The 24341-nt window shown below is 42.6% G+C and carries 18 protein-coding genes; 5 read left to right on the top strand and 13 right to left on the bottom strand.

The features are described 5' to 3' along the window. Positions 1-79: 79 nt before the first annotated feature. From aceF to pdhR, 3 genes are read right to left on the bottom strand one after another with little or no spacing between them, the layout of a single operon-like run. Entirely contained in the window at positions 80-1969 is a 1890-nt protein-coding gene (gene aceF / locus AC1HJP_RS06665) for a pyruvate dehydrogenase complex dihydrolipoyllysine-residue acetyltransferase (protein WP_480361138.1), read from the bottom strand. A 12-nt stretch (positions 1970-1981) separates the two neighbouring features. Next, entirely contained in the window at positions 1982-4648 is a 2667-nt protein-coding gene (aceE, locus tag AC1HJP_RS06660; protein ID WP_480361137.1) for a pyruvate dehydrogenase (acetyl-transferring), homodimeric type, read from the bottom strand. 51 nt (positions 4649-4699) lie between these two features. Then, a complete protein-coding gene (gene pdhR, locus AC1HJP_RS06655; RefSeq protein WP_138567073.1) occupies positions 4700-5458 on the bottom strand; it encodes a pyruvate dehydrogenase complex transcriptional repressor PdhR in 759 nt (252 codons plus the stop codon). Between the two features lie 365 nt (positions 5459-5823). On the opposite strand from pdhR, the gene AC1HJP_RS06650 reads away from it, so the two are divergent. Beyond that, positions 5824-7113 (top strand): MFS transporter, encoded by a 1290-nt coding sequence (locus AC1HJP_RS06650; protein ID WP_480361136.1) that lies wholly within the window; start codon positions 5824-5826, stop codon positions 7111-7113. Here AC1HJP_RS06650 and AC1HJP_RS06645 read toward each other — a convergent pair. The 4 genes from AC1HJP_RS06645 to speA all read right to left on the bottom strand — a co-directional run bounded on the left by AC1HJP_RS06645 (position 7110) and on the right by speA (position 13782). Next, positions 7110-7877 (bottom strand): substrate-binding periplasmic protein, encoded by a 768-nt coding sequence (locus AC1HJP_RS06645; RefSeq protein ID WP_480361135.1) that lies wholly within the window; start codon positions 7875-7877, stop codon positions 7110-7112. The genes AC1HJP_RS06650 and AC1HJP_RS06645 overlap by 4 nt on opposite strands. Before the next feature lie 86 nt (positions 7878-7963). Beyond that, complete coding sequence (locus tag AC1HJP_RS06640) at positions 7964-10690, bottom strand: CHASE domain-containing protein (protein ID WP_480361134.1); 2727 nt, start codon at positions 10688-10690, stop codon at positions 7964-7966. Between the two features lie 235 nt (positions 10691-10925). Then, entirely contained in the window at positions 10926-11858 is a 933-nt protein-coding gene (gene speB / locus AC1HJP_RS06635; protein ID WP_480361133.1) for an agmatinase, read from the bottom strand. A gap of 10 nt (positions 11859-11868) precedes the next feature. Then, on the bottom strand, positions 11869-13782 hold the full coding sequence (gene speA, locus AC1HJP_RS06630) for a biosynthetic arginine decarboxylase (protein WP_480361132.1): 1914 nt from the start codon (positions 13780-13782) through the stop codon (positions 11869-11871). 217 nt (positions 13783-13999) lie between these two features. Between speA and AC1HJP_RS06625 the strand changes: the two genes are divergently transcribed. Together AC1HJP_RS06625 and AC1HJP_RS06620 are read left to right on the top strand one after the other, a co-directional pair. Further along, a complete protein-coding gene (locus AC1HJP_RS06625) occupies positions 14000-14794 on the top strand; it encodes an RMD1 family protein (RefSeq protein ID WP_480361131.1) in 795 nt (264 codons plus the stop codon). A 177-nt stretch (positions 14795-14971) separates the two neighbouring features. Continuing rightward, on the top strand, positions 14972-15136 hold the full coding sequence (locus AC1HJP_RS06620; RefSeq protein WP_480361130.1) for a hypothetical protein: 165 nt from the start codon (positions 14972-14974) through the stop codon (positions 15134-15136). A gap of 72 nt (positions 15137-15208) precedes the next feature. Here AC1HJP_RS06620 and serB read toward each other — a convergent pair whose 3' ends face one another. Continuing rightward, positions 15209-16219 carry a phosphoserine phosphatase SerB gene (serB, locus tag AC1HJP_RS06615; RefSeq protein ID WP_480361129.1) on the bottom strand — a complete coding sequence of 337 codons (1011 nt, stop codon included), beginning with the start codon at positions 16217-16219 and terminating at the stop codon, positions 15209-15211. Positions 16220-16284: 65 nt separating this feature from the next. Here serB and AC1HJP_RS06610 point away from each other — a divergent pair, with 65 nt between their 5' ends. Then, entirely contained in the window at positions 16285-16914 is a 630-nt protein-coding gene (locus AC1HJP_RS06610) for an AhpA/YtjB family protein (protein ID WP_421963209.1), read from the top strand. On the opposite strand, the gene AC1HJP_RS06605 is transcribed toward AC1HJP_RS06610, so the two are convergent. The 5 genes from AC1HJP_RS06605 to AC1HJP_RS06585 all read right to left on the bottom strand — a co-directional run bounded on the left by AC1HJP_RS06605 (position 16881) and on the right by AC1HJP_RS06585 (position 23364). After that, the gene (locus AC1HJP_RS06605) at positions 16881-17645 is read right to left on the bottom strand and encodes a TatD family hydrolase (protein WP_480361128.1); all 765 of its coding nucleotides are present in this window, start codon (positions 17643-17645) and stop codon (positions 16881-16883) included. The genes AC1HJP_RS06610 and AC1HJP_RS06605 overlap by 34 nt on opposite strands. Positions 17646-17658: 13 nt before the next feature. Further along, positions 17659-18300, bottom strand: coding sequence for a pyridoxamine 5'-phosphate oxidase (pdxH, locus tag AC1HJP_RS06600; protein WP_480361127.1), 642 nt, complete (start codon positions 18298-18300; stop codon positions 17659-17661). A 124-nt stretch (positions 18301-18424) separates the two neighbouring features. Next, a complete protein-coding gene (argS, locus tag AC1HJP_RS06595; RefSeq protein WP_480361126.1) occupies positions 18425-20167 on the bottom strand; it encodes an arginine--tRNA ligase in 1743 nt (580 codons plus the stop codon). 69 nt (positions 20168-20236) lie between these two features. Then, positions 20237-21826: a peptide chain release factor 3 gene (prfC, locus tag AC1HJP_RS06590; protein ID WP_480361125.1), complete on the bottom strand. Its 1590-nt coding sequence runs from the start codon at positions 21824-21826 to the stop codon at positions 20237-20239. 158 nt (positions 21827-21984) lie between these two features. Further along, positions 21985-23364, bottom strand: coding sequence for an MATE family efflux transporter (locus tag AC1HJP_RS06585; protein WP_480361124.1), 1380 nt, complete (start codon positions 23362-23364; stop codon positions 21985-21987). 273 nt (positions 23365-23637) lie between these two features. On the opposite strand from AC1HJP_RS06585, the gene AC1HJP_RS06580 reads away from it, so the two are divergent. Next, positions 23638-24324: a 4'-phosphopantetheinyl transferase family protein gene (locus AC1HJP_RS06580; RefSeq protein ID WP_480361123.1), complete on the top strand. Its 687-nt coding sequence runs from the start codon at positions 23638-23640 to the stop codon at positions 24322-24324. Positions 24325-24341: the final 17 nt, after the last annotated feature.

The raw sequence follows: 24341 nt of genomic DNA, 5'->3' as shown, positions 1-24341 counted from the left end.
GCAGACTAAAAAAGTGTGCGTCGATTGTATCAGAGGATACAAACAAAATCCCACTGAAAATCAGTGGGGTTTTTGAGTTTTACATTACCAGCTGACGAATGTCGCTTAGGTAAGCTGCAAGTGTTGCAGTAAAGCGTGCTGCTAACGCACCGTCAATTACACGGTGGTCGTATGAACAGCTTAGCGGCACCATTAGGCGCGGCTCAAACTCTTTACCATTCCACTTCGGCTTCATGTCTGACTTTGACACACCTAAGATAGCAACTTCTGGCGCGTTTACGATTGGTGTAAACGCAGTACCACCGATACCACCTAGGCTAGAAATAGTGAAACAACCGCCCTGCATATCAGATGCAGTTAGTTTACCTTCACGTGCTTTCTTAGAGATTTCCATCAACTCACGAGATAACTCAATGATGCCTTTCTTGTTCACGTCACGAACAACAGGAACAACTAGACCATTTGGTGTATCTACTGCGATACCAATGTTTACATACTTCTTAAGGATTAAGCTTTCGCCATCTTCAGACAGTGATGAGTTAAACGTTGGGAACTCTTCTAGTGCTTTAGCCGCTGCTTTCATTACGAATACTAGTGGTGTGATCTTCACGCCCATTTTCTTCTTCTCGGCCATTACATTCTGCTCTTTACGGAATGCTTCTAGCGTTGTGATGTCAGCTTCATCAAATTGCGTAACATGTGGGATTTGTACCCAGTTACGATGAAGGTTTGCACCAGAAAGCTTTTGAATGCGAGAAAGCTTCTTCTCTTCAACTTCACCAAACTTGCTGAAGTCTACTTTTGGCCAAGGAATTAGATTTAGCTCACCACCGCCAGTGTTGCCACCTTTAGATAGCTGACCTGATTCAACTTGCTTCACTAACTCTTTCACGTAGTTTTGTACATCTTCTTTAAGTACACGGTTCTTGCGACCCGTGCCCTTAACGCGTGCTAGGTTTACACCAAACTCACGCGCAAGACGACGAACTACAGGTGATGCATGTGCGTATTGGTCGTTCGCTACAAATTCATCTTTTTGTGCTGAAGCTGCAGGTGCCGCTGGTTTTGCCGCTGGTGCTGCCGGAGCCGCTTGAGCTGGTGCAGCTGCTGGCGCCGCTACAGGAGCAGGTGCAGAGCCTTGCGTTTCAAATACAAATACCAATGAACCAGTCGACACTTTACCGCCAACTTCAACCTTCACTTCTTTAACAGTACCTGCAAACGGTGCTGGTACTTCCATAGAAGCCTTATCACCTTCTACGTTTAAGATTGATTGGTCAGCTTCAACTGCATCGCCTACCGCAACCATGACTTCAGTTACTTCAACTTCGTCACCGCCGATGTCTGGTACGTGAACTTCTTTAAGTTCTGCCGCCGCTGCTGGAGCAGGCGCTGCCGCAGGAGCCGCTTCAACAGCTGCCGGCGCAGATGCACCTGTTTCAAATACGAATACTAGCGAGCCCGTTGATACTTTACCGCCAACTTCAACTTTGATTTCTTTAACCGTACCGCCAAATGGTGCTGGTACTTCCATAGAAGCCTTGTCGCCTTCTACGTTTAAAATTGATTGGTCAGCTTCAACCACGTCGCCTACGGCAACCATGATCTCAGTTACTTCAACCTCGTCACCACCGATGTCAGGTACGTGAACTTCTTTTAATTCAGATGCCGCTGCTGGAGCAGGCGCAGCCGCAGGGGCTGCTGGTGCTTCAGGCTCGGCTGCTGCAGGTGCTTCACCCGCAGCATCAAAAATCATAATTAAAGAGCCAGTTGCAACAGTGTCGCCTTCAGCTACTTTAATTTCTTTCACTGTACCCGCTTGCGCAGCTGGCACTTCCATTGAAGCTTTATCACCTTCAACAGTGATAAGAGATTGATCAACTTCAACTGTGTCACCTACGTTTACTAGGATCTCAGTTACTTCAACCTCATCTGCACCAATGTCTGGAACATGAATTTCGATTGCCATTATATCTGCCTCTTATGCGTATAGTGGGTTAGTTTTCGTTGTGTCGATATCAAATTTCTTGATAGCGTCAGCAACAACTGATGCGTCAACTTTACCTTGCTTAACAAGCTCTGTAAGTGCAGCAACTACTACGTAACCTGCATTTACTTCGAAGTGACGACGTAAGTTTTCACGGCTGTCTGAACGACCGTAACCGTCAGTACCAAGTACTTTGAAAGAAGCGCTTGGCATATAAGCACGTACTTGCTCTGCATAGTTCTTCATGTAGTCAGTTGCAGCAATTGCTGGAGACTCACCTAGTACAGACGTGATGTAAGGTACTTTTTGTTCTGCTGCTGGGTTAAGCATGTTGAAACGCTCAACATCTTGACCGTCACGCGCAAGCTCATTGAATGAGGTTACAGAGAATACATCTGAACCGATGCCGTACTCTTCGCTTAGGATCTGACCTGCTTTACGTACTTCGTTTAAGATAGTACCTGAGCCCATTAGCTGAACGTGTGCTTTGTCACCAGCGTTATCTTCAAGCTTATAGATACCCTTACGAATACCTTCTTCCGCACCTTCTGGCATTGCAGGTTGTGCGTAGTTCTCATTCATTAGCGTTAGGTAGTAGAACACGTTTTCTTGCTCAGGACCGTACATACGACGGATACCGTCTTGTAGGATTACCGCGACTTCAAATACGAATGTTGGGTCGTAAGCAATACAGTTAGGAATAGTACCCGCTTGAATGTGCGAGTGACCGTCTTCGTGCTGTAGACCTTCACCGTTAAGCGTTGTACGACCAGCGGTTGCACCTAGTAAGAAACCACGCGCTTGTTGGTCACCCGCCATCCACGCCATGTCGCCAACACGTTGGAAACCGAACATAGAGTAGTAGATGTAGAATGGGATCATCGGTAGATCATTTGTCGAGTATGACGTTGCAGCCGCAACCCATGAAGACATTGCACCTAGCTCGTTGATACCTTCTTGAAGTACCTGACCTGATGTTGCTTCTTTGTAGTAAGAAACGATGTCACGGTCTTGAGGTGTGTAGTTCTGGCCATGCGGGTTATAAATACCGATCTGACGGAATAGACCTTCCATACCAAAGGTACGCGCTTCATCCGCAATGATAGGAACAATGTTTTTACCTACGCCTTTATCTTTTAGTAAGATATTCAGCGCACGTACATAGCCCATAGTTGTAGAGATATCACGCTTTTGTGCTTCAAGTAGTGGCTTGAACTGCTCTAAAGTTGGTAGCTCAAGTGCTTGCGTGAAGTTAGGTAAACGCTGCGGTGTATAACCGTGAAGCGCTTTACGACGTGAGTGAAGGTACTCATATTCAGCTGAACCTTCTTCAAGCTTCAGGTATGGTAAATCTTTGATTTGCTCATCAGATACCAAGTCTTCAAGACCAAGACGTGAACGAAGATGTTCAACGTGCGTCATGTCCATTTTCTTAACTTGGTGCGCAATGTTTTTACCTTCAGCTGCTTCACCCATACCGTAACCTTTAACCGTTTTAGCTAGGATTACAGTTGGACGACCTTTTGTCTCTTGCGCTGCTTTGTAAGCTGCGAAAAGCTTAGATGTATCGTGACCACCACGCTTAAGCGCGAAGATCTCGTCATCAGTCATGTCTGCAACAAGTGCCGCTGTTTCTGGGTAACGACCGAAGAAGTGCTCACGAACATATGCGCCATCTTTCGCTTTATATGTTTGGTAGTCACCGTCGATTGTCTCGTTCATAAGCTGTAATAGCTTACCTGTTGTGTCTTTCGCTAGTAGTGCATCCCAACCTGCACCCCAAACAACTTTAATAACGTTCCAGCCAGCACCTTTAAATAGACCTTCAAGCTCTTGAATGATCTTACCGTTACCCATTACTGGGCCGTCTAGACGCTGAAGGTTACAGTTAATTAGGTAACATAGGTTATCTAGTTTCTCACGCGCAGCGAAAGAAATTGCACCACGTGATTCTGGCTCATCCATCTCACCGTCACCTAAAAACGCATATACGCGCTGCTCGTTCGTCTCTTTTAGACCACGGCCTTCTAGGTATTTAAGGAAACGTGCTTGGTAGATTGATGCAATTGGACCTAGACCCATAGATACAGTTGGGAACTGCCAGAATTCAGGCATCAACTTAGGGTGTGGGTATGAAGAGATACCTTTACCGTCTACTTCTTGACGGAAGTTATCAAGTTGCTCTTCAGTTAAACGACCTTCTAGGAAAGCACGTGCGTAGATACCTGGTGAAATGTGACCTTGGTAATAAACTAAATCACCACCGTCTTTTTCGTTTGGTGCACGGAAGAAGTGGTTGAAACACATCTCATAGAATGCAGCCGAAGACTGGTAAGACGCCATGTGGCCGCCTAGCTCTAAGTCTTTCTTAGACGCACGTAAAACGATCATGATCGCATTCCAACGAACGATAGAACGAATACGACGCTCAATCGTTGTGTCACCTGGGTATGCAGGCTCTTGATCTGCTGGAATAGTATTTACATAGTTTGTAGTAATACCTGTTGGCATATCAACGCCATCAAGACGAGCTTGTTCTAGTACTTGCTCTAATAGGTATTGAGCGCGTTCGACGCCCTCTTCTTTTACTACAGACTCAAGCGCTTGTAACCACTCTTGGGTTTCTAACGCGTCTACGTCAATTTTATTGACTTCAGACATATGGAGTGTTCCTTATGTTTAAAATACGAATTTAATTACTTCTGGTTAATCTTAACGAACTCGATTGTTACTGGTACGTCTTAAACTACGTGCGATCCGCGAACGTTCTTTGTCCGCTTCAAGTAATGCTTCTTCAATAAACGCTAAGTGCGCGTTACTGGCTAATCGTGCTTGCTCTGGATTGCCTTCTATAACAGCATCCATCAACAATTTACGGTGCTCAGCAAGCTGTTCACTGACGTCGTTCTTTTGCACCAAAACTTGTAAGTTTTGTAATACATTTTGCTCCAGCAAAGACTGCATGCCCTTAACTAAGTGTAATAACACCACGTTATGAGACGCTTCAGCCACCGCAAAATGAAATGCATTAATTGCTTGTGCTTTTTGCTCTAGGTCCCCGTGCACATCGGCGATATTGTCAAAACTTTGCTGAACTTTCTCAAAGTCAGTGTCTGTACCGCGAAGCGCTGCATAATATGCCGCGATCCCTTCTAGTGCGTGACGAAACTCCAGTAAATCAAATTGCGATTCTGGATGCTTACTTATCAAGTCAAACAGCGGATCAGTGAGCCCCTGTTCTAATTGATTTTTTACATACGTTCCGCCGCCTTGACGACGTGTCACGAGTCCTTTTGCCTCAAGCTTCTGAATTGCTTCTCGAAGAGAAGGTCGTGAAACCTCAAACTGCTTCGCAAGCTCCCTTTCTGGAGGCAACTTTTCACCTGGCATTAAAGAGCCCTCGAGGATCATATTCTCAAGTTGCTCTAAAATAACATCGGATAATTTTGCTGCTTTTATCTTTAAAGACATTGATCAAACGCCGAATTTAAGCATGTTGAAAAGACCATCTAACATCATATTGCTAGGTAATCTTAACCAAAAGGTAAATTGGTAATACCAAATTTGCGCATTACACTATCAAAAACCCATGATACTGTCAAAATTCTGCACGGTTTAACCACAGCTTTTCTACAACCAAAGTCTAAACTTTATACAACTTTAGGAAAAACCACAGTACAAATTAAAGTGGTCTGACCATTGACGTATTTTTATTATGCCACCAGCTTGGTATACCAAAATTTAAAGCGATCATTTTTACTTAACTGACGTATTGTGGTTAAGTAAAAAAAGAATCGAGTATTTAGAAGTGTCAGCAAGGAGATTGAGGAATATAAATGAAAAACTATAAAGACAACCTCTTTAAGCTGCTCAGTAATGAAGAAGATGCGAGGGCCTGTAAACCACTTGATGACTCGGCTTGTAAAGTCGTCCCTCATAACTTCATATTGACGCTATTCAGTCAGCTGTTTAGCCAATTTGCTGATGCATTGCTAAATCCAAAAGTGACTTTGCCCTGGCTACTACAAAGCTTGCAAGTGCCCGCCGTTTTTATTTCTTGGCTCGTGCCGATAAGAGAATCTGGCTCACTGTTACCTCAGCTTGCTATTGCAAGTTTCATCCGAAAACTCCCGCTACGAAAGTGGGTATGGGTATTTGGCTCCCTGACTCAAGCCTTATGCATGCTGGCATTGATTACGATAAGCTTTACTTTAAGCGGTTATGAAGCGGGTCTTGCTATTATTGGCACGCTCATTATTTTCTCTCTAGCCAGAGGTTTTAACTCAATTGCCGCCAAAGACGTACTGGGTAAAACCATTCCTAAAACACAAAGAGGCAATTTAAGTGGCTTAACCGCTAGTTTATCTGGCTTGGCAACGGTGTTGTTTGGGTTGTTTTTTATATTTTCAGACAGTCAACAAGATCAAACTATCTTATGGGCATTAGGCTTAGCTGCTGTTATGTGGTTATTAGCAGCCTTAAGTTATGGGCAAATAAGCGAGTATAAAGGCGCGACTGATGGCGGAAAAAACGGCTTAAAAGCAGCGTTAAGCAAGTTTCGGATGATTTATGAAGACAGTAACTTTGCGCTGTTTTTACTGACGCGTACATTGCTACTTTGCTCAGCTTTGAGCGCCCCGTTTTATATAGTACTTGCCTCAGAGCAAGCATTTGATTTTGCTGTTTTGGCGACATTTATGCTGGTATCTGGTGCTGCTAGCTTAGTTTCAGCACCGATCTGGGGGCGCTTAAGTGATTTATCGAGTAAACGTGTTATGGCATTAAGTTCGGCTCTGGTGGCAATAAATGCCATTGCCCTTTATGTTGCGCATATATTTTTACCTCAGATTTTTAGCTCTATTTGGTTTTTACCACTGCTGTATTTTTTCTTGAGTGTGGCACATCAGGGTGTGCGTTTAGGCCGTAAAACTTATGTAGTGAATTTAGCCGAGGGCAATAAAAGAACCGACTATGTTGCAGTGGGCAATACATTTACCGGAGTTATACTGTTGATATTAGGAAGTGTTGGCTTGTTAGCAGAACAGTTAGGAGCGCTCTCACTTATCTTGATGTTCAGCAGCCTGTCATTGCTGGCAATTATCAGTTCATATTTTTTGAAAGATTAAAGCGTGTTTGTTTGGCCCAATTGCCATTTTTTTAACAGCTTTGCGTATTTACCGTTGAGCTTAACCCTCTGCAATGATTGACTTAAACTCTGAGCTAGACTTGGGTTAAGCTGCTTATTTGCAACAAAATGCAATTCATTTGGAAAGTCTGGCAAGCTCAGCTTTTTTTCTATCTGACTTGGGTCTAATCCTAGGTTCCTTAACTCCTTATCCAGTGACAAAGTATTCGTTAGCACCAGATCAGTACGCCCTCTATACAACATTTTGAGCAAACTTGCAGGATCTGGCGCAAGCACCAGATCATGCTCAGTCGAAACCCCTGCTCTCTCTAAATAATAATGACTGTGGTAGCCTCTAACTGTGCTCACTCTTAGCCCTTGGGCTGTTTTCAAATCTATCAGTTTAAATGCTCTGTGCTTAAGGCCTATTAGATATGCGTCTGCAAAATACACACTCCCCAAAAAGTTAAACGCATTGGCACGTTTTGGCGTTTTTAATAAAGATATCATTAGCGTGCTTGAATTTGATGTAAACTCTTTAAATGCACGCGCTTGCGGCATAATTTCGACGCGCCCTTTACACTGGCACTCGAGTAATACCGCTTCGACTAAGTCGACTAAAAAACCTTGCGGCTGTTTTGCATCGTCAATGAAGTGTAATGGGTAGAGATCTTCGGCAACAAAACGCAACTCGCTTTCAGAGCGCACCTCAAAAGCACTTATGCTCATAAATAATAAAAATGAATAGAATGCCAGATGTTTCATACAGCCTTTACTCAGCATTGTGTGAAAAAACAACATAACCTAGATTGCAGGCGCTTTGCCAGCCTTCTAGCATGACAAAGTTAAAATTAGCATTTTAGGGTACTTAAACACTGTTTAAGCTTTTCAATGGTAAGGGGCTTTGCAACATGTAGCGTAAAGCCCGACGCTAAAGCCTTTTCTCTACTATCAGTATCCGCATCGGCTGTTAAAGCAAAAACAGGTAAGGTTGCGGAACGCTCTAATAAACGAAGTTGTTTTACCGCTTCATACCCATCTAATACAGGCATCTGACAGTCCATCAAAACCACGTCAAAGACATTTTTTTCAATGGCTTCTAGCGCTAACTGACCATTTTCAACAAGCGTGGCATTTATATTTAATTTCTCCAGCATGGCTTTAATGACCATTTGGTTTACTGGATTATCTTCAGCAACCAAGACTTTGAGTGATGAAAAGTCACGATTAGTACTGGGCACTTCAGTGTCTATCTCTTTATCAGCTTTTGGCAATTCAAGCATAAAAGTAAAAATTGAGCCCTGAGGGTGATTACTTGCAACTCTTATAGACCCCTTCATTAATTTACTGAGCTGTTTAGAAATCGCTAAACCAAGGCCTGTACCGCCAAACTTTCTTGAGGTGGAGGAATCACTTTGCGTGAATGCCGAAAATAACTGTTCGCAGTTTTCTTGTGCGATACCTATGCCCGTATCTTTGACTTGAATAGATAACTGATACGCCTGTTCACTTTGAGCAACTATGCTACAACTCAGTACAACCTCTCCTTGCTCAGTGAATTTAATCGCATTACCACACAAGTTAATTAAAATTTGTTCAAAGCGTGTTTTATCTGCTTTGACTAACAAAGGAACAGGACAACGATTTTCAAACCGCCAAGTAAGCCCTTTACTTGTTGCTGATAATTTAAAAATATTGTTCACTTTATTCAGTGCTTTATTTAAGTCAAATTCATCCTCAACAAGCTCAAAATTGCCCGACTCAATCTTGGAAAAATCTAAAATATCATTCACGATATTAAGTAAGTGCTGCGACGAAACATCTATATTTTCAAGGTAAGATTTAACCTGCTCAAAATCTTCTGATTCTTTTGCTAATTGAGAAAAACCAACAACCGCATTCATGGGTGTACGTATTTCATGGCTCATATTGGCTAAAAACCGGCTTTTGGCGTGATTGGCTTTATCAGCTTGTTCAACCGCTTTATTTAATGAACGCGTTCTTTGCATCACCCGCTTATCTAATACATGTTGTTGGTTATACATCTGCAGAATAAGCAAAGTAATGGCTGTAACAATAATGAATTGCAGCAAAAATAGTGGAAAATTAGATTGGTGTTGTAAAAAGCTGATTACTTGAGTGTTAAGGTGCAAGTCAACGTACCACAACTGCCCGAACATGAAGATTTCTAGACGCTTAAAAATGTTTTCAGTCTCACTCAGCGGTTCTGTTTCTATGCTAGTGTAAATTAATGTATCTGTTTGCGCTTCATACGCATGGATATGAAACATATCTTTATCGATATTATCGAGCGCCGAGTCAATAATTTCAGAAACTTTGAATACCCCAGTGCTGAAACCGATTAAACGATTTTCTCCGGTTTGGGCTCTTAAACTTTTCAGGTCAAAAACTGGGTAAAATAATAAAAATGCTGGGCGCTTTTCTTTATGTTGAACAAGCTGAATTATCGGCGTAGCTTTAGGCTGCATATTTTGCAAAACCGCGTAAAGGGTTTGTTTGCGGTCAGGGTTAGAATATACATTAAAGCCTATGGCGTTTTGGTTAGGCTTTTCAGGATAAATATAACGCACGTAAATAATAGGATCATCGACCTCGATAGAGTCACCTTTGATTTTAAATTCATCTCCATAGACATTATTTAGCCGCTCATTATGATGCGCTTTATCTTGCTGTGTGATGAGTGGGTTCCATGATACTGCTTGTAAAATACCGTTATCTGTCATCAGCGCTTTGGCTTGCTGTGCAAAACCAGTACGACTCACTTCATCTGTATTTTGGATAAAGTCAGCCATGACTTGTAGCTGAGATAAGGCTCCAGATAGTTCGCGATAAATTTTGTTCTCTATCGTCTGTGACTGTTTATCTACTCTTTGTTCAGATGCCGTCTTTGTCGAGTCAAAAAACAACCATGTTATTGAAACAACAAAGATAAACAGACAAGCAATCGAACTAATCAGGGGTTTATCTCCACCATGAGATGAAGATTGCTGAGTAACAAGTTTAATCGCCCCTAACACGAATGGCGTAGCGAGTAGCACACCGAGGGCATCTCCTAGCCACCAAAATACAAAACTATATATGGCTGCTGTGACACTTTGCTCGGGGCTAAAAACTAGCACCGCCAACGACCCAATGGTGGCTGAGATTAAACTAACCGATAAACCAATTATCAATACAAACTTCAAAATACTGAGTTGATGCTTTGCTCTTAGGGGATCTCCCCAACGCAATAACAGTCGGCTACCTATATATGCCTGACTAGTTGCGCCCAGCGCGATGAGGATATTTTGCCCGACTCGCTCAAGAATAGACGCATTAGTGATGTAATCAGGCGTGGCAGAAAAATTATATAAAAAAGTACCCAGTAAAGTGATGACGGCAAATGTGCGACCAAATAAATAACACCCAGCTAGGGCAAGCCCAGCAGGCAACCAGATTGGGATCACTTGTACGTAAAATGTAAATTTTGATAGGCCAAAACCTACACAAACAAATATGAGAGATAGAAAAACTAACAGGCGTTTATCATTATTTAAAACCAGTCCATTTTCACCCATGAAAATGTCTCACCTTTTTAAGAGGAGCTATTTCAACCTGACGCTGATATCGATTCAATCAGATGAATTGCTTCATTTTAATCGACTTTTTATTAAAGATAAGTGTAGGTGGAGATTTAATCTAAGGCGAGAAATATTACCAATATATATTTAACTAAAACCTCAACTTAAACAAAGCCCGAACTTAATCGGGCTAATAATTTTTTAAGTAATTAAACTGCACATTAATTGAGAATTAAGCATGGTTTAATTTGTGCTTATAAGTCCATAAATGCAGTAGCTCTAGCGCAATGCTCGCCCCTGCAAGTGCCGTTACTTCTGAGTTGTCGTATGCTGGCGCTACTTCGACCACATCCATGCCTACTAGATTAAGACCCTTTAACGCTCTTAAAATATTTAAGACCTTATCGGTGGTTAAACCACCGCATACTGGCGTACCTGTACCTGGTGCAAAAGCCGGATCAAGCGCATCAATATCAAAAGTTAAATAAACCGGTAAATCACCCACTGTGTTTGTGATGATTTTAGCAATGGCACAGGCGCTTAATTCGTTCCCTTGCTGACCATCAATCACAGTGAAGCCATGATCTGCTTCGCTGTAATTTGTTCTGATCCCAACTTGTACAGAGCGATGCTTATCGATCAAACCTTCATTTGGCGCATGGAAAAACATGGTGCCATGATCATAGACACTGCCATTTGAGTAAGTGTCAGTGTGGGCATCAAAATGTACCAATGCCATTTGGCCAAATTTCTTTGCATGGGCTCGCAGCAAAGGCAAAGTTACGAAATGATCGCCGCCAAAACTTAGCATACTCTTGCCTTGCTCAAGCATGCTTGTCGCCGCTGCTTCTACTTTTTCGGTAAATTCACTGCTATCGCCCGACATATACGTCAAGTCACCGGCGTCTACCACATTACAGTGTTCATTGAGCGCAAATTGCCACGGATAACGCGTGTCTTCCCAAGCGAGATTCGTCGAGGCCTTACGCATTGCATCAGGCCCCATTCTTGCGCCTGAGCGTCCTGAAGTTGCCATATCATAAGGCAACCCCAATACCACCACATCGGCTTCAGCATTGAGCGGGTTTAAAACCAAAGGACGACGCATAAATGTCATGGCATTGCCAAACAACATGCAATTATCTTTTTCAAACACAGTATGCATTTCGTACCCTTTATACATCTTCTAAATAGGTATAACCCTTTAAGCCCATGTCTAGCTCAGCCAATACATGTGCGCGCTCTGATTCTGGCAATTTGTTTTCTGCCAACTGGGCAAACGCTTGTCTAAATTCGTCCGCATCTAAGTGAACATAGCGAAGCATGTCTTCTACGCTGTCGCCTTCGTTAACCTCAACAATATGACTTTGTCCTTGCTCGTCCATAGTCACAACCACACTGTGCGTATCACCAAACAGGTTGTGCATATCACCTAAAATTTCTTGATACGCACCGACTAAGAAGAAGCCCATTAAGTAAGGACTATCTGCTTGCCAATTTGGCACAGGTAAAGTGGTCTCAATGCCTTGGCCGTCAACGTATTGATCAACGGTGCCATCAGAATCACAGGTGATATCGAGTAATACCGCTCTGCGCTCTGGTTGCGCTGCCAACCCAGATAAAGGCATCACAGGGAACACCTGATCGATACCCCATGCATCTGGTAATGATTGAAATAGCGAGAAGTTCACAAAAAACTTATCGGCTAGTCGCTCACTCAGCTCATCCATGATCGGGCGATGGAAACGGTTTTTGCCATCGAGTAACTGCTTTAATTCATAGTTAATACGTAGCGATAACTGCTCAGCCCACGCTCTTTGCTCTAGGTTAAGTAAGCCCATTGCAAATTGTGCATGCACTTCTGCCAAGTCGCTCATACAATCGTGATAAATTTCAATAAGCGCGCGCTCATCAACACGATTATTGAGTTGTAACCATGAGTGCCACATGTTCTTTAACAATTGAGGCGCTTGCTCATCAGGCGACGCCACTGTTTCAACTTGATAAGACTCAGTACCAATCACATTGGTGATCAAAACCGCATGGTGTGCCGTTAACGCACGACCCGACTCCGAAATAATCATCGGCATAGGCTGTTCATACTGCTTACACACATCGCCGATTGTGTACACGATATTATTGGCGTATTCAGCAAGCGAGTAATTCATTGAATTACTTGATTGACTGCGTGTGCCGTCGTAGTCAATCGCTAAACCACCACCTACATCCATACAGGTTAAGTTTGCGCCTAAACGACGTAGCTCACAGTAAAAACGTGCCGCTTCACTGACACCTGTACGCACATCACGAATGTTCGCCATTTGCGACCCTAAGTGAAAATGCACGAGCTGTAATGTGCTTTGCATGTCTTTGGCTTTTAACTGTGACAATACACTCAGCACTTGCGAAGCCGACAAACCAAATTTTGACTTTTCGCCACCACTTGCCTGCCATTTCCCCTTGCCTTGCGATGCTAAACGCACACGAATACCTAAGCGAGGTGTTACGCCAAGCTTGTAGGCTTCTTCAAGCACCATCTCTAACTCAGAGCGCTTTTCAAGCACGATATTTACTTTATGGCCTAGCTTTTCACCGATCAAAGCAAGACGAATGTATTCACGGTCTTTGTAGCCATTACACACAATCACAGAGCTGACTTTTTGTGCCATCGCCAGTACCGCTAATAGCTCAGCTTTACTGCCCGCTTCTAGACCGAGTTGCTTCTCACTTTGCTCAGCTTGACTGGCTAAAATCTCTTCAACCACTTCACGTTGTTGGTTTACTTTTATTGGATAAACCAATAGATACTTTTCTTCATAACCGTAAGAGGCAATGGCACGATTAAATGCATTACATAAGCTATGTACACGGTGGTGTAGAATTTGTGGAAATCTAACCAAAGCTGGTAAAGATAACCCGCGCTGCTGAATTTGTTCGGCAATGTTAGATAAACTCACCGCGTGGTTAGGGTTTGCCGTATCTGGCGATACCGTTAACTCACCTTGGTCGTTTATATCAAAGTACCCTTGGCTCCAATGTGGTACGTTGTAACTTGCGCGAACTTGTTCAATCGCTGAGTTGTCTTTCATTTCTACCCTTAAAAAAATCAATGTATAGGACTGGCTTAATTGCGCGTATTTAACGGTATGCCCCCCCTCAAGTCCAACTGTTATTTTTTGTCGTCACGACAATAAAATAAATCACTAAAAACCTCTGCTTACTATTTCTATTGCATAAATTTCAGTCTATAAATGCGCGAGAAAAGAAGCGCCATTTTGGCCAAGTCTTTGACGATGGAGTCAAGCAATGTCTGAGCAAACTCAGTTAGAAAATCGTTTGGTAATTACCTTACTAGGGCACAGTATTGATAAAGAAAAAGCCCACATTAAATTAGTCGATCATTATGGTGCCAAACAAATAAAAGACGCCTATGGGCTAACCCTTGGTAAAAAACAAGCGTGGCTTTTTGATTATGCGGTTTTAGTGTGTTGGAACTTTAACCAAGATGAATTAAGTAAACTCATTGCTAAAATAGAAGACTTAGTGATTGAGCCTATCCATAGGCCTAGTATTGAACATTACATTTATAAGCAAACCGATACTGACTCTTTCTTCATAAAAGATGACTGCCTTTATTTAGACAGTACCGACAGCATGACTAAACTGGCGCTCAGCCATGCCTTTGCGCAATCGGCTAAATTAGAGTTTTTTGAAGAGCAAGCACAAACTGTGATCAACGATAACGCTTACTTGTCTGAGACTCTAGCTGATACAGGTATTGTGCCACTAAGTCGCAAGCAACTCGCTAAGCTGAGAGGGGCATTATTTAAAACCAGCACAGATATTAACTTGCATTTTAACTTGCTCGATACACCAGAGTTTTTTTGGGACAACCCCAACCTTGAAGGACTGTATCAGCAATTAAGTAAGTACTTGGACTTTTTACCGCGCATTCAAATTTTACAGAAAAAGCTCGATACCATTCATACGCTTTTGGATATGCTCAGTACTGAACAAAACCACAAACACTCTGCTTTTTTAGAGTGGGTGATCATCGTCTTAATTGCCGTTGATATTTTGGTCTACTTTTTTGAGCCTTAAGAGTTCACATAACCTAAGTATTCAAAGGAGTTAAATAGTGCAGGCATTTCAATAGCACTTAATCGTTTGAACAAACTGTTTTTATAATTTTTTACTCTGAGTGAAAACTTGTTCCTGACTTTTTTACCTCCTAACATGAAAAAGCCTATTTCGGCTTTATTTAGAAGGAAACTGATTATGAAATTGAATAAAAAGAAGTTAAAGAACTTATCGAATGCAAAAACCATTGATAAAGTTGCGACTCCTAACATTGCAGGTGGGTTTGGTTTTTCAACACCACAAGGCATTTGCCCTATGAGTTATTTTCCTACCTGCGAAAACGTAAATGCATGCCAAAGATAACCTCTTCATAGGCACAAAAAAGGAAGTCGTAGCGACTTCCTTTTTTCGAACAATTCATCACTGACAAACTGATTATTTTGGTAGCGCAATAAAATATAACAACTGCAATAGTGAGCCATGACATATGGCTGCATCGGCATTTTCAACCACTTTTGGTTTGCCATGAATGGCTACCCCTGTTCCCGCTTCTGCCATCATCACTAAATCATTGGCACCATCACCAATGGCAATGGTTTGCTGTTTCGCTAAACCAAGCTGCGTGCGCGTCTTAGCTAAAATGTCAGCCTTTTTCTGAGCATCGACCACATCGCCTAGTACTTTACCCGTTAAACGCGCCTCTTCTATTTCCAGCTCATTGGCATAAAAAGCATCTAGCGACAGTGGTGCTTGCAGTGCTTCTGCAAACCAAGTGAAGCCACCCGATGCGAGTACTAGCTGCCAGTTATGAGCTTTTAGTGTGTGACACAGGTCTTGAATACCTTCCATCAGCGGTAAGTTATCTTTAAGCTGTTGGATCAAAGACAGTTCAATGCCTTCAAGTTTCGCCACACGCTGATACAAACTTTCGCTAAAACCCAATTGCCCCGCCATTGCCATGGCTGTCACGCTAGCAACCTCGTCATAAACGTCGGCTAAACGTGCTATTTCATCAATACACTCAATTTTTATCGCCGTAGAGTCCATATCCATGATGAGTAAACCTGGCAGGCTCAAACTGGCTGGCTTTGATAAATAGGCACCTTCAAAACCATGCTCAGCGGCAAAACTACGAAGCTGTTTTTTATATGCTTTCGAGTCATCAAACTGTGCTGTAACGCTAAACGCTAACGCGGGGGCTAATTGCGCTGCTGGCTGATAAATACTTAGCGCATTAATATTGGCTTCACCAATAAATTCAATACCGTGTTGCAAAAATTGCGAGTTCGCTTGCGCTCCAAAAAACACGATAAAATCTTCACCCAATGGCAATGATTCAGGCGCTTGCTCGACTAAGTGATCATTTTCAATCTGATACCATTTTGCTAAGGTGCATAAATCGGTGAGTGGAAGTTGCGGTGTAAGGTTAAAGCGAATACCAGCCATTGTGAGCTCCAAATTTAGTAACAATGCATTTGTAACATCATTCCAAAAGGCTGTCAGCATTCAATATGGATACTATGAAAAATACACAAGCACTTGATTTGATAACGTCTTCGAAAAACCGACGCTTGATCCGTTTAATCATTGCTGCGGCTTGCTTTGTCACACTGACTTGGATTGCCTTTAATACCAGTTTTCGCTCTCACCAACTATTACATAATCAAGCGCATCAAGCAGCCCGAAGTTTGGCACAGCAAACAGCATGGAACGCCAGCTTTGCAATGCAAAGCCAAGCGCTCGATAAGTTAGAAAAATTAACCAAGAATTTGGCCAAAGATCCCTACGTGTTAGGTGCTGCGATTTATGATCATCAAGGGCAACTCTTAACTAAAAGTGAAGGATTTCAAGCCGAGCCCCTCAATCAAGGCATAGCTAAACAATTACCGGGGATCAGCAAATTAAAAGATGCCATTGTGCTGCCCATTCTTGATGCGGACGACAAGCCCCTTGGCTTTGTAAATATGGTGTATTTAACCCAAGATGCCATGAGTGAAAGTCATCATCACTTTCACGAACTCGGCCGTATGGTGTTGCTGATGTTGATCATTACTTGTGTATTCACTTGGCAATTAGGGCGCGCGTTAAAACGTTGGGAAGTAAAGCGTCAAATCTTGAAAAGCGAACAAGACGACGCATAAACCTGCTCAGCAATCTCAGACTCTGACTCGCTACGAATTGCGACTAGGCAATCAAATACTGCTTTAAGACGTTCAGGTAAGTTCATCTGCCCTTGATAACCTGCAAGCGGCATAGAAGGCGCATCGGTCTCAAGCACTAAGCTATCGAGTGGCACTTGTGCCAAAGCTTGCTTGGTTTTGTTGGCACGTTCATACGTTATCGTGCCCCCCACGCCAAGTTTAAAACCCTGTTTGATATACGCTTGCGCTTGTTGTAGTGAACCACTAAAAGCATGGATCACCCCACCCCATTTTGGCTGGACTTGCTTAAATGCTTGCATGATCAAGTGATAGCTTTGCCTATGATGCACAATGAGCGGCAGCGACAACTCATTCGCAAGTTGAATGTGCTTTGCAAAAAGCACTTGTTGCTTTTCAATATCTGCAATGCTCGCATCAATACCACACTCACCAATCGCCACCAGCTGCTCTCGATGTTCAATCGCCAACCTTTTCAGCTGTTCAAAATCACCGTCTTGATGATCAGCCATAAAATACGGATGAAGACCGAAAGCAATATAAACACCAGAGTTGTGCTGTTTAAAACTCAGTAAAGTTTGGCTTTGCTTGAGTGTGATCCCTGGTACAACAAAACCATGAATACCAAGCTGATTGGCTCGGTAAACATGGTTTTGCAAGCCACCTTTGAACTCATCGAAGTCAAGGTGACAGTGGGTGTCTATGAATTGCATGCTGAAGCGAAGCTTAAGGATTTAACCTTTCAACAGCCCAATTGCCATCTGCTTGCTTCACATACATAAAGCGGTCATGTAAGCGGTGCTCGCCACCTTGCCAAAACTCAACCTTAGTTGGCTCTACACAATAGCCGCCCCAAAAATCTGGTAATGGAATATCGCCTTTAGCAAACTTTGACTTCATGCTGTTGAAGGTTTGCATTAGCGCCTGGCGAGATGACACCGGACGAGACTGCTGTGATGCCCAAGCTGCAAGTTGGCTCTCTTTAGGGCGAGATAAGAAATACTTTGCCACAGCGCTGGTTGGTAGCGGTTTTGCCTCACCATATACAATCACTTGACGTTCTATGGCATGCCAAGGGAAGTGCAAAGAAATCTTGTTATTGCTCTTTAACTCTTGTGCCTTGCGTGAGCCGGTATTGGTGAAAAATACGAAGCCATTTTCATCCAAATGTTTAAGCAGTACGATGCGCTGTGAAGGCTGGCCAGTTTCATCAACCGTTGCAACAACCATGGCTGTCGGATCATTACTAAACTTGGCTTCAACCGCTTGTTTTAACCAAGCTTCAAATTGCACAATAGGATCATCTGCTAGCATTTCACGCTGTAAGCCGCCTTGAGTATACTCGCGACGAATGTCTTCTAATTTCATATTCGTTCCTTACTAGTTAACCTGAGCTTAGGTTAATAACAATCTGCTCTTAATTAGATATAAAAAAGGCCGCAACAACATGCTGTTGCGCGGCCTATAAAACTCATTCAGTGAATGAAACAGATTACATCTGCTCCATCACTTCGATGCCCAGAAGGTCTAGACCGGTACGTAAAGACTTAGCCACTAAGTTACATAGTAGTAAGCGGCTTTCACGTACATCTGCTGCCACATCATCTTTTAAGATTGGGCACGCTTCGTAGAATGTCATATAGAGGCTCGCAAGCTCATATAAGTAACCACATAATACGTGCGGTGTGGCTTCGCTGATCATCAGATCTAACACTTCTTCAAGCTGAAGTAGTTTTAACGCCAATGCTTTTTCTTGTGACTCAACAATATTGATGCTGCCAGTAAGATTTGCACTGTCTACGCCCGCTTTACGGAAAATGCCACTTACACGCGTGTAGGCATATTGAAGGTAAGGTGCGGTTGCGCCTTCAAAGCTCAACATTGTGTCCCAGTTGAAGATATAGTCACTGGTACGGTGCTTAGATAAGTCAGCGTATTTAACGGCGCCAATGCCCACTTTACGGGCGATTTCGCTGCGCTCTTCTTCGCTTAATTCAGCTGTACGGTCAGCAATTTTATCTGCTGCACGGCTTACTGCTTCTTCAAGTAGGTCTGCAAGTTTAACTGTTCCACCCGTACGAGTTTTGAATGGTTTACCATCATCACCCATCATAGTACCGAATAGGCTTGGCTCGTAGCTGGTTTTGTCTTTTAACAGACCCGCTTTACGTGCTGTGATCTCAACTTGGTTGAAATGTAGGCCCTGACGTGCATCTACGAAAATTAAGATACGGTCTACGTCTAACTCGTTTGAACGGTAGTCACAGGCTGCAAGGTCAGTCGTTGAATATAAGAAACCGCCACCTGACTTTTGAACGATGAACACTGATGGCTCGCCATCTTTGTTCGCAAGCTCATCAAGGAATACTACTTGCGCACCTTGGTCTTCAACTGCGATGCCTTTTTCTTTAAGTAGGTCAATCACACCTTGAAGACGGTCGTTATAAGCGCTTTCTGCTTTAATATCGTCACGGCCAAGGGTAACGTTTAATCTCGCGTAAACTTCTTCAGAGTGTTTAACCGACGTGTCGATAAACATCTGCCAAAGTTTCTTACAATGCGCGTCGCCACCTTGTAGTTTAACAACGTAGTCACGCGCTTTGTCAGCAAAGCCTTCTTCGTCATCGAAACGCTTTTTCGCGTCACGGTAGAAGCTTTCAAGGTCGGCAAGCGCTACTTTTTCAAGATCTACACCCTGCTCAAGTAAATCTTCAAGGTGTGCGATAAGCATACCGAACTGAGTACCCCAGTCACCCATGTGGTTTTGACGAACAACTGTATCGCCACGGAACTCTAGGGCACGTACAACCGCATCACCAATGATGGTAGAGCGTAAGTGGCCTACGTGCATTTCTTTTGCAAGGTTTGGTGAAGAGTAATCAACCACAACTTTATGCGGGTTTGCGTGTTCAGCAACACCAAGTTTTGCATCTTGGTTTGCCGCTTCTAGGCTTGCAGCTAAAAACTCAGGCTTTAGATGAATGTTGATGAAACCTGGGCCTGCAATTTCAGTTTTTGCAGCAAGGTCTGCAACGTCTAAATTGTCGATGATCTTTTGTGCAAGTTCACGCGGGTTAGTTTTTAATGCTTTTGCAGCGCCCATTGCACCATTGATTTGGTAATCACCAAATTGCGGACGAGTAGATTGTGTAACCGCTGGGTTTGTGCCTTCAGGAATACCCGCAGCGTGCATCGCCGCATTGGCTTTTTCAATTAATAGAGTTTTGATATTCATTTTTTATCCTGTAACCCTTGCCAGCCTTCAATGCCAGCAAGGTTAAATTCGATTCAATTTAAGCGTTTATTAGTGTTCACGTGTATGGTGGAACTGAACATCAGGATAGCGTTCCATTGATAAGTTTAAGTTTACACGGCTTGGTGCAATGTAAGTTAAGTTATCGCCACCATCAAGGGCTAAGTTTGCTTCACACTTACGTTTAAACTCAGCCATTTTCTTATCGTCGTCGCAGGTTACCCAACGCGCAGTTTGTACTGACACACTCTCGTAGATTGCATCTACGTTATATTCCGCTTTCAAACGGGCAACAACCACATCAAACTGCAGCACACCAACCGCACCTACGATTAGGCTGTTATTTTGTAATGGTCTAAATACCTGTACCGCACCTTCTTCTGAAAGCTGAACTAGGCCTTTTAATAACTGCTTTTGCTTAAGCGGATCTTTCAAGCGAATGCTACGGAATAACTCTGGCGCGAAGTTTGGAATACCGCTGAACTTAAGCTTCTCACCTTGAGTAAAAGTATCACCGATTTGGATTGTACCGTGGTTATGCAAACCAATGATGTCACCTGCAAACGCTTCTTGCGCACGTTCACGGTCACCGGCCATGAAAGTAACCGCGTCAGAAATACTGACTTTTTTGCCGATACGTACGTGGTCCATTTTCATACCTTGGGTATATTTACCCGATACAATACGCATGAAAGCGATACGGTCACGGTGTTTCGGGTCCATGTTTGCTTGGATTTTAAATACGAAACCTGAGAACTTTTCTTCTTCAGCTTTGACTTCACGCTCTTCAGTTTGGCGCGGCATAGGCGTTGGTGCCCACTCAGTTAAACCGTCAAGCATGTGGTCAACACCGAAGTTACCTAATGCTGTACCAAAGTACACAGGCGTTAGCTCACCTGATAGGAATAGCTCGTGATCAAATTCGTTTGATGCACCGATTACTAGCTCTAACTCTTCACGAAGTTGCTCTGCTAATTCATCCCCGATTTCTGCATCTAAGTCTGGGTTATCTAAGCCCTTAATGATGCGCTTTTCTTGGATAGTATGGCCTTGACCAGTTGCGTATAGGATCGTTTCATCACGGTGAATGTGATACACACCTTTAAACTCTTTACCGCAGCCGATTGGCCAAGTAATAGGTGCGCACATGATGTTAAGCTCAGTTTCAACTTCGTCCATCACTTCCATAGGGTCACGGATGTCACGGTCAAGTTTGTTCATGAAAGTCACGATTGGTGTGTCACGTAAGCGCGTTACTTCCATTAGTTTACGTGTACGGTCTTCTACACCTTTTGCCGCATCGATAACCATCAGACATGAGTCAACCGCAGTCAGTGTACGATAAGTATCTTCAGAGAAGTCTTCGTGTCCCGGGGTATCTAGTAGATTCACCAATGCATCGTTATACGGGAACTGCATCACAGAGGTTGTTACTGAGATACCACGCTCTTTTTCCATTTCCATCCAGTCAGATTTAGCGTGCTGGTTTGAACCACGGCCTTTTACCGTACCGGCCTTTTGTAAGGCCTTTCCGAATAAAAGTACTTTTTCTGTGATGGTGGTTTTACCCGCATCCGGGTGCGAGATAATCGCGAAAGTCCGTCTTTTCGAGACTTCCTGAGGAATTGAAGCGTTTGACATCGATTAAAATCTTCTCTTAAGTTGAGCACAGCACAAGAAAAATGAAATTACTTGCCCTGCTCAGGCTATGAATATCAGTTAATCGACTATTTTCGCTTATCTTGCCAAGATACTCAATCGTGCAGCGGTTTTTATAACAACTTTTTCTTCTCAAATAGTTAAATTTTTTCTGTTTGCAAATCTAATTGAGCCATGTCGTTTTGTTCATCACTTGAACGACTGTAAACAACAGTGATTTGATAAAATACAAAACCCCCCATAACCAAATGCGATACTGCTAAACCAATAAACAACCCCAAATTACCTAATAGATTAAGCCCCAACACAGCCAAAACTGGGATAAGCAATAAACGATGGAAAGCTAAAAACACCATGGCTTGTTTACTCTTACCCATGGCATTCAAACAAGAGACATACACCATAACCATACCTAAGCCTACATAACTGATGGGTAAGAATTGAATGAAGTATTTTAACAAGGTAATTTGCTGACAATCGGGGCAGATCCCAGCAAACAGCTGTGACTGAAATAGATAAAGTAAAACGGCTATTACACATTGCATAGCAATAATGAGATAAAACGCACTTTTTAAGATACTCACAGCACGTTTTTTATTGTTCGACCAATAATTGACGCCCACTATTGCAGGTAATGAAGCGGTCAGCACCATAGGGATCAATAAAGCCAATGCTTCTATCTTAAAGGTTAAAGCAAATACTGCGATAAAAGCCGCATCAAACTGGCTGGCGATATAAGTTAATAGCGCAAGAGAGCATGCAGGTATTAACTGCTGACAAATAATGAGTATCGTATCTAAATTTCCATTTACTGATTTGTCCGATGCAAATAAACTCGATTTATGCCTCATAAATACAAGGCTTAAACCTATCGCTGCAAATAAAACATCAACAAAAGCATGCAACTGGGCTAGAGAACTCAGCAAATGAAGCTCGCTTTGCTGAGCTAACACTAACAAACCAATTGATTTACACATCATCCAAAGCAATAAATACAGTGCCGAGTACCAACAATCGTTTAACGCTCTGAGCGCGCTGCTCACTTGCCAAATAATCACTAGAGCAAAGAGTGTGCTGATCCGCACTGTTAAAAACGACATGATCTCTGAAGTAAACTCGACAGACTGCACGTCCGATAAAGTACTCAACCACTCAGCTAAACCGAATAAGGCCAGTATTTCATCTAATGTAAGTAATAAGAAAATAGATACAGCGACACTGGCAAAGACTCCAAAGCGAATATGAGCAAACAATCCTTTATTTTTCTGGTCGACCAATTGCACCATGGCCATATTTGTTCGCACCGACAGCGCAACAGCAAAAGCCATCAAAATTATAAATAAAGGCTGGGCATACCCATAGAGTTGTAGAAGTTGCTCATTGGTATTGGCTATCACCGACGATTCGACTACGTCATAGGCTAATAGAATGCAAATCGCTGGCAATAAAATAGCGGTGGTTTTTCTTAATAGCTGCCAAGGCGATGCACTTAGATAACACAAAGTTTGACTCTGCTGCATAGTATCAATCCATTTCATCCGTCTTAAACTAAGACCTCAAACCTTGGTTTTTATTACAAAATAACTTTCTGCGTTTGTAACAAAGTTTGTGTTTAGTGGCCGAGCTAAGCCGTTTTTACTTTAGCTTCATCCTAAAAGTTGAATTGAAGAAAAGCAGGTAAACTTTTGTAAAACTTATGGACCGCTTAAGTAGTCCATCCTTTATTCTGCTGAGAAAAGCTTGCGATTTAAATACAAATAAATGACACTCAGCCCCCTTAAAAGGAGTGTGCAATGCAAGTAACCGAATCGTCTGTTTTTAAGAATCATCTCGCGCTTGAACTCGTGGTGCTTGAATTCGATGCAGACAGCTATGAAACTCACAGTTTTGATTTATTCAACCAGCCGCTGCCTGAACGTATAAAAAAAGCAGTTCACAAACGTCAAGCCGAATATTTAGCAGGGCGAATTTGTGCCACCCAGGCATTAACAGCACTAAACATTGATAACCCGATAGTTCACACTGCTGATGATAGAGTGCCAATTTGGCCGGCAGGTACATTTGGTTCAATTACCCATACCAAGGGCATTGCTGCTGCGATAGCTGGCTTGCAGGATCGCGCCATAAGCGTGGGGATTGATGTCGAAAAATTGATGAAAGATAGTCAAGAGACAAAACTGCAAACACACATATTACGAGATGACGAAAAAACACAATTTCATGAACTTAGTAAGCAAGTAACACATCCCCTCAGCGTTATTTTTTCTGCCAAAGAAAGTATTTATAAAGCCCTCTATCCTTTCGTGAAAAAATATTTTGGATTCGATAAAGCAAGATTAATTGCATTAAACGAGACTGTTTTAACTTTTGAAATAATGCATAACTTAAGCAAACAAGTGCAAACTGGTTTAGAAGTTAATGTTCACTATCAACTTATAGATGACCTTGTATTCACTCAATGTTTATTTGAAGCAAAATAGTTGCTTTATTAAACAAG

The sequence above is a fragment of the Pseudoalteromonas sp. NFXS53 genome (assembly GCF_056629255.1).
The sequence above is the reverse complement of the archived record's forward strand: the minus strand, read 5'-3'. Positions and strand labels throughout refer to the sequence as shown.